We start from the raw sequence: 12224 nt of genomic DNA on the forward strand, positions 1-12224 counted from the left end.
TTGATAAAGCCACGGATAAACCCGGCTAAGCAGTATTGATTTTTATTCGAAAATCATTGGCATCCGATCAAATCAACGGTAAAAACTAAATCAAAGCAGCCGGGTGATTTTTATCGTGTTGTTATTTATTGGTTTTTATCGGCATGGGTGTTGTCTGGTAAGCGCTTTTGCTTGAAATTTGATCTTGCCCACATTAATTATCGTTTTTGCTGCATATGATTTCCATTCGAAAATCAATGGTGAGTTAACGGATCAATTTCGATGCGATAACGATAATCAGGGCGCTTATGCAGAGGTGACGATGGACTTTCAGGCGATTAAAAACACGGCACGCCAGGCGCGCCGATATGTGGTGACCATGAACCATAAGGCAGGCAAGGGTCATACCGGCGCCGATCTGTCGGAAATCGACATCATCTGCACTTTGTATATGGCAGTGATGGATCGCAGCAATGCCCGGCCCGATCAGGATCGGTTCATTTTGTCTAAAGGGCATGGCGCCGGCGGTTTCTATTGCAGTTGCGCGGCGATGGGCTTGCTGGATCCAGCGGTGCTCGATCAGTTCATGGGCGACGACACCTTGTTGGCCGGGCATCCGGTGCGGCAGAAGCTGCCGGAGCTGGTGGAGATCAACTCTGGCGGTTTGGGGCATGGGCTGCCGATCGCCGTGGGGCTGGCGCTGGGCAACAAGCTGGCGGGGCGTGCGCATCGTCGCGCTTTCGTACTGCTGGGCGACGGCGAACTGGCAGAGGGTTCCAATTGGGAGGCGGCGATGGCGGCCAGCAAATTTAAGCTGGATAACCTGATTGCCATCGTTGATCGCAACCGGCTGCAACTGGCGGGAAAGACAGAGGCCATCATGCCGCTGGAACCGTTGGCGGAAAAATGGCGCGCTTTCGGCTTTGAAACTCTGGAATGTGACGGCCACGATCCGGCGGCGCTGGTGGCGGCGATCCAACGCCCGAGCCAGGACAAGCCGCGAGTGATTTTGGCCAATACCGAAAAGGGGCACGGTGTGTCGTTTATGGCTAACGTTGCCGCCTGGCATCACGCGGTACCGGACGAACAACAGCTGGCGCAGGCGCTGGCGGAACTGGAGGGGTAAACATGCAGGATTTACGCGATGCCGTTGTGACGGTGTTGATCGAACAGCAACGGGCGGGTGCGGATCTGAGCGTGATGGTGGCGGATTCCACGTCCACGTCGAAAATCGCGCCCTTTGAGCAGGCTTATCCGGAGCGGGTAGTGAACGTCGGTATCGCCGAACAGAACATGGTTGGCATGGCTGCCGGCATGGCGCTCAGCGGCCGTACGGTCTTTACCGCCAACGCGGCACCTTTCCTGTTCGCTCGTTCAAACGAACAGATGAAAAACGATGTTTGCTACACGGAGACCAACGTGAAAATGCTTGGCCTGAATGCCGGATTTGGTTACGGGCCACTGGGTGCGACGCACCACTGCATGAACGATATCGCCATCGCCCGTACGTTGGGCAATCTCAGCGTCTATGCGCCGGCGGATGCAAGGCAAGCGGCAGAGATTGTCCGTCATGTCATCGCGCAACCCGGTCCGGCCTATATCCGTATGGACAGTGACAAGCTGCCGGTGTTGAACGCGGATTACCAATTCCGTCCGGGAGAGCCGGAGGTGTTGCACCAGGGGGAAGATAACCTGGTGTTCTGTTTGGGCACGGTGGCTCATGAGGCGATGAAGGTGCTGGCATTGGGCGATAACCCGACCATTGTCTCTCTCCCTTCGCTCTGGCCGCTCAATGAGGAGGCGGTGGTGGCGTTGATGCGCTCGCACCGCCAGGTGCTGACTATGGAGGAGCATGCGCTCAGCGGTGGTTTAGGCACCATCATCGGTGAATTGTTGCTGCGGCATCAGCTGCCGCGGCCGTTTACCGCGCTGGGCATGCCGGCTTACGAATTTACCCACAGCAGCAGCCGGGCGGCGCTGCGGCGGCAATACGCCATCGATGCGGCAGGATTGCATGCACAGTTAACTCAATAGGGGGATGCGATGGAGCGGAACGAATATGACGTTAATTTACGCTACGGTGTCGATAGCCGGATGTCGCTGGCAGGGAAGGTTGCGGTAATCACCGGCGGTTTGGGCGGCATCGCGATGGCAGCCAATCGCCTGCTGTTGGAAAAGGGCGCGCGCCTGGTGTTGATGTATCCGGCCTTTGAACAAGACAAGGCCGCGGCAGCGCTGCGAGAGTTGGGCGATGAACAGGTGTTCTGTCAGGTGTGCGACGTGACCGAACCCGACTCGGTGGCTGCCGCCTTCAACGCGGCTGAGCGGCGCTTTGGCCGGCTCGATATCCTGGTCAACTGCGCCGGCTACGTTAATTTGCAGCCGGCGACAGAAGTCACGCTCGAGGAGTGGCAGCGCCATCTGGCGGTCAATCTCACCGGGCCTTTCCTGTGCTCACAAGAACTGGCGCGCCGCGCGATAACCGCCGGCCACGGCGGGAAAATCATCAACATCGCGTCGCAGGCGGCTTCCATCGCCATTGACGATCACTGTGCTTACACCTCCGCCAAGGCGGGGCTGCTAGGCATGACCAAGGTGATGGCCAAAGAGTGGGCGCCGCACGGCATCACCGTCAATACGTTATCGCCCACCGTGGTGCTGACGCCTATGGGAGAGAAAGCCTGGCGAGGCGAAAAGGGCGAGGCGATGAAAAAGCTGATCCCACTGGGGCGTTTTGCTTATACCGATGAAATCGCGGCGGCGATCCTGTTTTTTGCCAGCAACGGCAGCGACATGATTACCGGCGCGGACCTGATGATCGACGGCGGTTTTACCATTTGGTAAGCGGCAACCGCAGCGATCGCCAACACCAGACGATGTTCAACACAACGATAAGAGAACACCATCATGAGAAAAATAGCCACTTACCTTACCCTGCTCACCGGTTTTGCCTTCACCTCTGCCATGGCGGCGGAAAAGGGCACGATCGCCATCCTCGTCAACTCATTGGACAACCCTTATTACTCCGCGGAAGCCAAGGGGGCCGAGGCCAAAGCCAAGTCTCTCGGCTATCAGACGCTGGTGCTGTCGCACGGCGAAGACGTTAAGCGCCAGGGAGAGCTCATCAGCCTGGTTATCGGCCGTAAGGTTCAGGGCATCATTTTGGATAACGCCGATTCCCAGGCCAGCGTCGCCGCCGTACAGCAGGCGAAAAACGCCGGCATTCCAGTGGTGCTGATCAACCGCGAGATCCCGGTTGATGGCGTGGCGTTGGCGCAGATCACCCATAACAACTTCCAGGCCGGCTCGGACGTCGCCAACCAGTTTGTGGAAAAAATGGGGGAAACCGGCAAATACGCCGAGCTGACCTGCAACCTGGCGGACAATAACTGCGTTACGCGTTCGCAGTCGTTCCACAACGTGATCGACCAATATCCTGAGATGGTCAGCGTGGCGCGTCAGGATGCCAAGGGTAATCTGCTGGAGGGGAAACGCATCATGGACAGCATTTTGCAGGCGCATCCGGACATCAAGGGCGTGATCTGCGGCAACGGCCCGGTGGCGCTGGGCGCAGTGGCGGCGCTGAAGGCCGCTGGCCGGCAGGATGTCACCGTGGTGGGCATCGACGGCAGCAACGATGAACGTGACGCCATTCTTAACGGCAACCTCTACGCCAGCGTGATGTTGCAGGCGCAGGCTATCGCTGCGCAGGGCGTTGAAATCCTCGACGGTTATTTCCAATCCGGCAGCTATACCGGCAAGGAACGCGTGATGTTCCGCGGCATCCTGATCGGCAAAGACAATGCGCAACGGGTCAGTGACTTCAACTTCAAACCGTAACCCGCGCTGAGCGGCGTCTTTCACCACCCCGTCCTGGTGGCGGGGTGCGATCGGAGGTGTTGTTATGTCGATGCGCATTGCGTTGACCGTCATCGTCGTCCTGACGTTGAGCGGTTGCCGTATCGTCTCGGAGAAAAAGCTGGCGGAGCTTCGCTCCCCGGTGAATCCACATGTGGCGCAGGCAGCGGAGATTTACCGCAGCAAAATCGCCCCGCAAACGGTCAAAACGGCGCAGCCGCTGGGCGAGCTGATCGCCCGGATCGCCCAAGCCAAGGATTTTGACAGCGCTTGCGGCCTGCTGGGGTACCGTGCTCAACCGGAGTTTCCTTGTTACTTCAACGTCAAGGTCAGTGGTGAAGTCGCGGCGGTCAACACCCGCTCGCGCAGCGGAAAATTAACGCTCGCACTGACCGATGCGCCGCTCAGCAGCGTGGAGGTGCAGATCGGGCCGGTCTACCGCGGTACGGCGTTACGCGACAGCTATCGCGGCCTGAGCTACAGCGATTTCAATGACCAAGCGCTGTTCGGCGATTTTGCCAGGGCGATTAACCAGGCTTCGATCGACGAACTGACCGGATCCCAGCCCAAGGTGGGTGACCACATTACCGTGTATGGCGTATTCAGCAGCTGGCAGGCACCTGCCGAGCCGCTGTTGATCACGCCGGTGCGCATTCAACCTTAAGGGGGCGTGATGAGCGATCCGATCATTATTCAAACGCGCAACGTTTCGCGTCTCTATCCGGGCGTCACCGCGTTGGATAGCGTGAGTTATCAAGTGTTTCGCAACCAGGTCAACGTGCTGATCGGCGAGAATGGCGCCGGCAAGTCGACCATGATGAAGCTGCTGGCGGGGGTGGAAACCCCGTCCTCCGGCACTATCGAGCTGGAGGGGAAAGCGGTGACGTTAACCTCCACGCAGCAGGCGGAGCGGCTCGGGATCAGCATTATTTTTCAGGAGCTGAACCTGTTCCCCAACATGTCGGTCATGGACAACATTTTTATGGCCAACGAGTTCTTCCAGCGCGGCCGTATCAATGTGGACTATCAGTATCAGCTGGCCAAATCCTTGCTGCAGCGGCTGGAGTTGGATATCGATCCGCATACGCCGTTGGGCAGCCTCGGTATCGGTCATCAGCAGCTGGTTGAAATTGCCCGTGCCCTGGCGAAGGACACCCGGGTGCTGATCATGGATGAGCCGACGTCGGCGCTGAGTCAGGCCGAAGTGCGCACGCTGTTTCGGGTGATCGCCGATCTGAAAAAACGCGGCGTCACCATCATCTACATTTCTCACCGACTGGAAGAGCTGATGGAGATTGGCGATCGCATCACGGTGTTTCGCGACGGGCGTTTTGTTGCCGCCGAACCGGTCAGTAACGTCAGCATTCCGTGGATCATCGAAAAGATGGTGGGGGAAAAGAGCAAGCACTTTGATTATTGCGCGGCAGAACAAGGGGATGAAGTGTTGAAGGTCGAACAGCTGACGCTGCCGCGTGAAAACGGCGGCTATTGCCTTAACGACGTCAGTTTTTCACTGCGCAAAGGGGAAGTGATCGGCATTTATGGCCTGCTGGGGGCCGGCCGTACCGAACTGTTCAAAGTGCTCAACGGCGTGATGCGCCAGACGGCAGGTCGCATTTTGCTCAATGGCAAAAGCGTGGAGCGGCTGGGATTCCGTCAACGCATGGCGTTGGGCATGGCGCTGGTGCCGGAAGACAGGCAGGCGGAGGGGTTGGTGCAGATGATGTCGATCAAGGCCAACATGACCCTGGCCAGCCTGGGACGTAATGCGCTACGGCCGTTGGCGTCGGCCGGGGAGTGTACGTTGGTCGATGGCATGATCGAAAAACTGGCGATCAAGGTCAGTGACCGGGAGCTGCCAATTACCAGCCTGAGCGGCGGCAATCAGCAGAAAGTGGTGTTGGGCAAGGCGCTGCTGACCGGGCCGCAGGTGGTGTTTCTTGATGAGCCGACGCGCGGAATTGACGTCGGTGCCAAAACGGACGTTTACCACCTGATTGGCGCGATGGCGCGCCAGGGGTTGGCGGTGATGTTCTCTTCGTCGGAGCTGGATGAGGTGGTCTCACTGGCCGACCGGGTGATGGTGATGGCGGACGGGCAGCTGACGGCCGATCTGCCGCGTGAACGGGCCGATCGCGAAACGCTGATCCGCGCCTCAACCCCTCATGCATAAGGATAAGGCAATGCAAACCAAGTATCGGTTGTATATGTATTTGCTGCAGGCGCGCACCTTCATCGCCCTGTTGCTGGTGGTGCTGTTCTTCAGCAGCATGGTGCCGAATTTTCTGACCGTCTCTAATCTGCTGATCATGACACAGCACGTGGCGATTACCGGGCTGCTGGCGGTTGGCATGACGCTGGTGATCCTCACCGGCGGCATCGACTTGTCGGTCGGCGCGGTGGCAGGTTTGTGCGGGATGATTGCCGGTGCGCTATTGACCGTCGGTATCCCGCTGTGGGAGGGCAATCGGCTGTTTCTCAACGTTTTTGAAGTGATCGGCGCGGTGGCGCTGTTAGGCGTGTTGTTGGGTTTGATCAACGGCACGCTGATCACGCGGCTCGGCGTTGCGCCATTCATCTGCACCCTGGGGGCGATGTACGTGGCGCGTGGGGCGGCGTTGCTGACGGCGGACGGCAAAACCTATCCCAATCTGGTGGGCATGGAAGCGCTGGGCAACACCGGTTTCGCGGCCCTGGGGTCCGGCACCTTTTTGGGGATTTACAACCCGATTTGGCTGATGTTGGCCATCGTGTTGTTGGGGATCTATCTCACTAAGAAAACGCCGCTGGGCCGTTATATCTATGCCATTGGCGGCAATGAGCCGGCGGCGCGGTTGTCGGGGGTGCCGATCGTCAAAGTGAAAATGTTCGTCTATGCGTTTTCCGGGCTGTGCGCGGCGCTGGTGGGGCTGGTCATCGCTTCACAATTGCAAACCGCGCACCCGATGACCGGCAATATGTTCGAAATGGACGCCATCGGCGCGACGGTGCTGGGCGGTACGGCGCTCAGCGGTGGTCGCGGCAGGGTATTCGGTTCGATCATCGGCGCCTTTGTGATCGTTTTTCTGGCGGACGGCTTGGTGATGATGGGCGTCAGCGAGTTCTGGCAAATGGTGATTAAAGGGCTGGTGATCGTCACCGCCGTGGTGATTGACCAGTTCCAGCAGCGTTTGCAGAGCAAGGTCATTCTGATGCAGCGCCAGGAAAAAAAAGCGGTGCAGCCGCTGGTTGAGGTGAGCCATGGTTAAAGCAGACTGCATTGTCGCGTTGGACGAGGGCACCAGCAACGCCAAGGCCGTGGTGGTGGATGCGCAGGGTACGATCGTCGCCAGGGCCAGCAGGCCACTGACGTTGCAGACGCCGCAGCCCGGTTGGGTGGAGCAACGGGGCGAGACCTTGCTGGCGGCCTCTCTGGCGGTATTGCGGGAGGCTATTGCGTTGGCCGGAGCATCCCGCATTGCCGGTATCGCCATCAGCAACCAGCGTGAAACCGCCATCGGCTGGCGGCGTTCCAATGGCCAGCCGATCGGGCCAGCACTGACCTGGCAATGCGCACGTTCTGCTGACTTTTGTGAGCGGTTACGACGCGATCGGCAGGAAGAAGCAGTGCGTCGCGCCACCGGTTTGCCGCTTTCACCCTTGTTCTCGGCGTCGAAAATGCGTTGGTTGCTCGATCACTGCGAAGAGGGACAGCGGTTGGCGGAGAACGGCGAGCTGTGTCTGGGCACCATCGATGCCTGGCTGCTGTGGCAGTTGAGCGGGGGGCGGGCATTCGGTTGCGATATCTCCAACGCCGCTCGCACTCAGCTGCTGAACCTTGTTTCCGGCGATTGGGACGAGCAGATGCTGGCGCTGTTCAATATTCCCCGTCAGGCGCTGCCGACGATCCATCCCTCCAGCCATCTGTTCGGTACGACGTTGGGATTGGACGGCATTGCCGACGGCATTCCAATTGCTGCGATGGTAGGGGATTCGCATGCGGCGCTTTATGGCCATGCGCTGGGTCAGGCTGGGCAGGTCAAAGCCACCTATGGCACCGGATCATCGGTGATGGCGCCAATCGCCGACGCGCAATGCGATACGAGCGCTCTGGCAACGACCATCGCTTGGCATGACGGTGGACGCATGCAGTACGCACTGGAGGGCAATATTCCCCACACCGGCGACGCTATCGCCTGGATGCTGGATATCGCCGCCATGCCGTCGGAGGACGAAGCGCCGTTGAGTGAACTGCCTGTTCGCGTGCCCGACAGCGGTGGCGTCTATTTTGTACCGGCGCTGACCGGTGCCGGCGCACCCTGGTGGGATGAGCAGGCGCGCGGCGTGATTTGCGGGCTCAGCCGCGGCACGCGGCGAGAACATTTGGTGCGGGCCGCTTTTGAATCGGTGGCTTATCAAATCGCCGATGTGATCGGCGTACTGCGGCAACAACCGGGTTTTGCGCTGCAGGGGCTGATGGCCGATGGCGGCCCCAGCCGCAATGACTGGCTGATGCAGTTTCAGGCCGATCTGCTGGGTTGCCCGGTGTGGCGCAGCAACACGGCGGAACTGTCGGCCCTGGGGGCGGCGTTGATGGCGATGCGCAGCCTGTGGGGAGCTACCGATCGGGAACTGGCGGCACTGTTGCCTCAACATGATGAGTTTAAACCCGATATGCAGCGCCACCACCAGCTGCAGGAAAACTACAGCGCGTGGCGGCAGGCGGTACAGCGCACCTTGTGGCGGCCGCAGACGGCCTCATTGATAACAGGAGAACAATCATGAATCGTGACTTCACGGGGAAAACCGTGGTGATTACCGGCGCATGCCGCGGCATTGGCGCCGGTATCGCCGAGCATTTCGCCAGTTTGGGTGCCAATCTGGCGATCGCATCGAATGCGGAGCGCATTCTGACCGCGGCGGAAACGCTGCGCCAGCGTTATCGGGTGGCGGTGCTGCCGGTCATCCTCGACGTTACCGATGAAGCACAGGTAGTTGATTTTTATCGTCAGGTCTGGGAGCGATTTGGCGCGATCGACGTTTCTATTCAGAACGCCGGGGTGATCACTATCGATCGTTTTGACCAGATGCCCAAAAGCGATTTTGAGAAAGTGTTGGCGGTAAATACTACGGCGGTCTGGCTCTGTTGCCGGGAGGCGGCTAAATATATGGTCGGCCAGCGCAAGGGGCGCCTGATCAACACCTCTTCCGGCCAGGGGCGTAACGGGTTTATTTACACACCGCATTACGCCGCCAGCAAAATGGGGGTGATCGGCATTACGCAGAGTTTAGCGCTTGAGCTGGCGCCACATGGCATCACCGTCAATGCATTCTGCCCCGGCATCATTGAAAGCGAGATGTGGGAATATAACGACCGCGTTTGGGGAGAAATTCTCAGCGGCCCGGAAAAAACTTACGGCAAAGGGGAGTTGATGGCCGAGTGGGTGGCGGGTATTCCGCTCAAGCGTGCCGGGCAACCCGAAGATGTGGCGGGTCTCGTGGCCTTCCTTGCCTCAGATGATGCCGATTATATCACCGGCCAAACCATCAATGTGGATGGCGGGTTAATCATGTCTTAACGTGACGATGTCACAAAAAGCGCGGCGTCGGATCGGCGCCGCATCAATCGCTTACATTTTCCCGCCATTGCAATCCACGCGGTTGCCCCCATATCCTTATAAATTCGACGTTTTGAGAAGCTTTCTCATCAATTTGTTCGCTAAAGCCGTTTACTGCCGAATATGCCAGCAGATATGTGGTTTTATCGTGCCGCAGGGTTTCCCTGCCGCAGCGGGAAATGCTAACTTAAGGGTTAGGGACGCCACGTTTTGGCATCGTTCATCCGATTCACTCGGCATCGCGGGAAAGAATGTGAAATATTTGCTGATTTTTTTGTTGGTTCTGGTGATCTTCGTGATTTCCGTCACTTTGGGTGCGCATAACGATCAGGTGGTCAATTTTAACTATCTGGTTGCGCAGGGCGATTATCGCGTATCGACCCTGTTGGCCACGCTGTTTGGCGCCGGCTTCGTTCTCGGTTGGATCATTTGCGGCCTGTTCTACCTGCGCACGCGCATTGCGCTGGGCCGCGCCGAGCGCAAGATCAAAAGGCTGGAGCTGCAGCTTGAGCAGCCCGCTGAACCGGCGGCTCAGGCCGTTGTCAGCAAGGAATAACCCTCTATGTTAGAACTGCTGTTTCTGTTGCTGCCCGTGGCTGCCGCGTACGGTTGGTACATGGGGCGCAGAAGCGCTCAGCAGGATAAACAGCAAGAAGCCAACCGCCTGTCGCGCGAATACGTGGCAGGGGTGAACTTTCTGCTTTCCAACCAGCAGGACAAGGCGGTCGATCTGTTCCTCGACATGTTGAAAGAGGACAGCAACACCGTTGAAGCCCACCTGACGCTGGGTAACCTGTTCCGTTCGCGCGGTGAAGTCGACCGCGCCATCCGCATCCATCAGGCTTTGATGGAAAGCGCTTCCCTGACCTTCGAACAGCGCCTGCTGGCGGTACAGCAGTTGGGCCGCGACTATATGGCGGCCGGGCTGTACGATCGCGCGGAAGACATGTTCAGCCAGTTGACTGACGAAGCGGATTTCCGCGTATCGGCGCTGCAGCAGTTGCTGGTGATCCATCAGGCCACCAGCGATTGGCAGAAAGCCATCGACGTGGCGGAAAAGCTGGTCAAGCTGGGCAAAGAGAAACAGCGCGTCGAGATTGCGCATTTCTACTGTGAGCTGGCATTGCAGGCGATGGGCAGTGACGATCTCGATCGGGCGATGAGCTTACTTAAGCGTGCGGACGCGGCCGATAAACAGTGTGCACGAGTATCCATCATGTTCGGGCGCATCTACATGGCGCAAAACGACTACGCCAAAGCGGCAGAGTCGCTGCAGCGCGTACTGAGCCAGGACAAAGAATTGGTCAGCGAAACGCTGCCGATGCTGCAGGAATGCTACACGCATCTGCCGGAACAACAGCACAACTGGGCTGAATTCCTTAAGCGCTGCGTAGAAGAGAACACCGGCGCTACCGCCGATCTGATGTTGGCCGAGATCATCGAGCAGCACGAAGGGCGCGACGTGGTGCAGGTCTATATCAACCGTCAGCTACAGCGTCATCCTACTATGCGGGTGTTTTATCGGTTGATGGATTATCACCTGGCGGACGCCGAAGACGGCCGTGCGAAAGAGAGTCTGCTGTTGTTGCGCGATATGGTCGGCGAGCAAATTCGCACCAAGCCGCGTTACCGCTGCCACAAGTGCGGATTTACCGCACACTCGCTCTATTGGCATTGTCCGTCGTGCCGCGCCTGGTCATCGGTCAAACCGATCCGCGGTCTGGACGGACAATAACGCGGCGGCGCGACAAAATAAAACGGGGCGATTCATCGCCCCGTTTTTCTACGTTCATCGCTTACTTTTTCTTGCCGCCTTTGGCGCCAGTTTTCAACAGCTGACGCAGTTTCTTCAGCTCTTTCTGGCTCAGCGGCTGTTCAATCTCTTCTTCAGTGCTTTGATTGTCGATCTCGCCGTGGTGCAGCTCATCCGCCTTTTTGGTCGGTTTTTCTGCCTTGGCGGCGGGGGCGCTGAAGCTGCTTTCCAGGCGCTGGCACACTTCCACGCTCAATGAAAACTCGTTTTCAGCGGCGGCGGCGCGGATTTTTTCCTTCAGTGCCAGAGGAATTTTAATGGTAAGTGTCGATATCTCGCTCATTTTGAAAGCCTTTCTGCAGGAAGATGCCTTCAAGCTAAGCCACTGGCGATCGGGTGTCTAGTGTGTAATAAAAATTTAATATTTTTGTAACAGTGTAAGGCGAGCAAGATGCGGTTTTTTCAGGCGGGAAACAGAGGCAGGGCCCGAGCGAGCGGGCCCTGTACCGGAAACATTATTTGTAGATGACCGCGGTGCCGCTCAGCATGTTGTTACCACCGGCGGAGATGATGCGGTAGCTGCTGGCGCCCTGGGCATCCGCTTTAGCGGCCAGTTTTTTCTCCAGGCTGCTGAGGGTGGTCGCATGACCTGCGGAAACGACGCCGGTGGCGGTCAGGCTATCGGCCTGCTGGCTGCTGATCGGCTCAGCGGCGAAAGTGGCGAAAGAGGTCAGTGCGATAGCGGCAGCGGCTGCAAAATATTTGATGGTTTTCATAGGTGACTCCAGTCTGTTTATTTAGGAAGGAAGCCATTCGCTTCCGATGTGGTGAATAATAAAGCATCTTGGCCGATTGAAAATCTGATAATGCTGAGTAATTTATTCAAAATATTTGATTGATAATTTACGCATCTTTACGGCGTTTTACGCTGCGTGGTTTATCGCTGGCGCGCTTTCGTTGACGCACCATGACAAAGGTGAGAGGTAACATGACAGAGCGCCGGTGCGCGCTGCGGCTGGGATTTCTGGCCCCCGGCA

Annotated in this window: 13 protein-coding genes; 11 read left to right on the plus strand and 2 right to left on the minus strand. The window is 58.0% G+C overall.

From position 1 onward, the window contains the following. Nucleotides 1-301: 301 nt before the first annotated feature. The 11 genes from RE418_RS17545 to lapB all read left to right on the plus strand — a co-directional run bounded on the left by RE418_RS17545 (nt 302) and on the right by lapB (nt 11169). Nucleotides 302-1105, plus strand: a complete 804-nt coding sequence (locus tag RE418_RS17545; protein WP_004930671.1) for a transketolase — start codon at nt 302-304, stop codon at nt 1103-1105. Nucleotides 1106-1107: 2 nt separating this feature from the next. Further along, a complete protein-coding gene (locus RE418_RS17550) occupies nt 1108-2013 on the plus strand; it encodes a transketolase family protein (RefSeq protein WP_141998208.1) in 906 nt (301 codons plus the stop codon). 9 nt (nt 2014-2022) lie between these two features. Beyond that, nucleotides 2023-2823, plus strand: coding sequence for a GolD/DthD family dehydrogenase (locus RE418_RS17555; protein ID WP_025303031.1), 801 nt, complete (start codon nt 2023-2025; stop codon nt 2821-2823). 63 nt (nt 2824-2886) lie between these two features. Continuing rightward, nucleotides 2887-3819, plus strand: coding sequence for a D-ribose ABC transporter substrate-binding protein (locus RE418_RS17560; protein WP_025303030.1), 933 nt, complete (start codon nt 2887-2889; stop codon nt 3817-3819). A 64-nt stretch (nt 3820-3883) separates the two neighbouring features. Then, on the plus strand, nt 3884-4501 hold the full coding sequence (locus RE418_RS17565) for a DUF2291 family protein (RefSeq protein WP_025303029.1): 618 nt from the start codon (nt 3884-3886) through the stop codon (nt 4499-4501). Nucleotides 4502-4510: 9 nt separating this feature from the next. Next, nucleotides 4511-6010, plus strand: a complete 1500-nt coding sequence (locus RE418_RS17570) for a sugar ABC transporter ATP-binding protein (RefSeq protein ID WP_046898951.1) — start codon at nt 4511-4513, stop codon at nt 6008-6010. Between the two features lie 10 nt (nt 6011-6020). Beyond that, nucleotides 6021-7085, plus strand: coding sequence for an ABC transporter permease (locus RE418_RS17575; RefSeq protein WP_049295734.1), 1065 nt, complete (start codon nt 6021-6023; stop codon nt 7083-7085). After that, nucleotides 7078-8601, plus strand: coding sequence for an FGGY-family carbohydrate kinase (locus tag RE418_RS17580; protein ID WP_337147133.1), 1524 nt, complete (start codon nt 7078-7080; stop codon nt 8599-8601). The genes RE418_RS17575 and RE418_RS17580 overlap by 8 nt, the downstream gene beginning before the upstream one ends. Continuing rightward, nucleotides 8598-9395 (plus strand): SDR family oxidoreductase, encoded by a 798-nt coding sequence (locus tag RE418_RS17585; protein WP_060433167.1) that lies wholly within the window; start codon nt 8598-8600, stop codon nt 9393-9395. Before RE418_RS17580 ends, RE418_RS17585 begins: the two co-directional genes overlap by 4 nt. Nucleotides 9396-9687: 292 nt before the next feature. Next, the gene (locus tag RE418_RS17590) at nt 9688-9990 is read left to right on the plus strand and encodes a LapA family protein (RefSeq protein WP_025303024.1); all 303 of its coding nucleotides are present in this window, start codon (nt 9688-9690) and stop codon (nt 9988-9990) included. Nucleotides 9991-9996: 6 nt separating this feature from the next. Beyond that, the gene (gene lapB / locus RE418_RS17595) at nt 9997-11169 is read left to right on the plus strand and encodes a lipopolysaccharide assembly protein LapB (RefSeq protein ID WP_025303023.1); all 1173 of its coding nucleotides are present in this window, start codon (nt 9997-9999) and stop codon (nt 11167-11169) included. A 61-nt stretch (nt 11170-11230) separates the two neighbouring features. Here lapB and RE418_RS17600 read toward each other — a convergent pair whose 3' ends face one another. Together RE418_RS17600 and RE418_RS17605 are read right to left on the minus strand one after the other, a co-directional pair. Further along, nucleotides 11231-11530 carry an Arc family DNA-binding protein gene (locus tag RE418_RS17600; protein WP_025303022.1) on the minus strand — a complete coding sequence of 100 codons (300 nt, stop codon included), beginning with the start codon at nt 11528-11530 and terminating at the stop codon, nt 11231-11233. 172 nt (nt 11531-11702) lie between these two features. Beyond that, nucleotides 11703-11963, minus strand: coding sequence for a YdgH/BhsA/McbA-like domain containing protein (locus tag RE418_RS17605; RefSeq protein WP_025303021.1), 261 nt, complete (start codon nt 11961-11963; stop codon nt 11703-11705). Nucleotides 11964-12224 lie beyond the last annotated feature (261 nt).

The organism is Serratia sp. szju, assembly GCF_044594185.1.
GTDB classification, from domain to species: Bacteria; Pseudomonadota; Gammaproteobacteria; order Enterobacterales; family Enterobacteriaceae; genus Serratia; species Serratia bockelmannii.

Coding starts and splice junctions, on each gene's coding strand:
- RE418_RS17555 (WP_025303031.1), top strand. CDS start 2,023: ATGGAGCGGAACGAATATGACGTTAATTTACGCTACGGTGTCGATAGC.
- RE418_RS17560 (WP_025303030.1), top strand. CDS start 2,887: ATGAGAAAAATAGCCACTTACCTTACCCTGCTCACCGGTTTTGCCTTC.
- RE418_RS17585 (WP_060433167.1), top strand. CDS start 8,598: ATGAATCGTGACTTCACGGGGAAAACCGTGGTGATTACCGGCGCATGC.
- RE418_RS17550 (WP_141998208.1), top strand. CDS start 1,108: ATGCAGGATTTACGCGATGCCGTTGTGACGGTGTTGATCGAACAGCAA.
- lapB (WP_025303023.1), top strand. CDS start 9,997: ATGTTAGAACTGCTGTTTCTGTTGCTGCCCGTGGCTGCCGCGTACGGT.
- RE418_RS17545 (WP_004930671.1), top strand. CDS start 302: ATGGACTTTCAGGCGATTAAAAACACGGCACGCCAGGCGCGCCGATAT.
- RE418_RS17565 (WP_025303029.1), top strand. CDS start 3,884: ATGTCGATGCGCATTGCGTTGACCGTCATCGTCGTCCTGACGTTGAGC.
- RE418_RS17575 (WP_049295734.1), top strand. CDS start 6,021: ATGCAAACCAAGTATCGGTTGTATATGTATTTGCTGCAGGCGCGCACC.
- RE418_RS17580 (WP_337147133.1), top strand. CDS start 7,078: ATGGTTAAAGCAGACTGCATTGTCGCGTTGGACGAGGGCACCAGCAAC.
- RE418_RS17570 (WP_046898951.1), top strand. CDS start 4,511: ATGAGCGATCCGATCATTATTCAAACGCGCAACGTTTCGCGTCTCTAT.
- RE418_RS17605 (WP_025303021.1), bottom strand. CDS start 11,963: ATGAAAACCATCAAATATTTTGCAGCCGCTGCCGCTATCGCACTGACC.
- RE418_RS17600 (WP_025303022.1), bottom strand. CDS start 11,530: ATGAGCGAGATATCGACACTTACCATTAAAATTCCTCTGGCACTGAAG.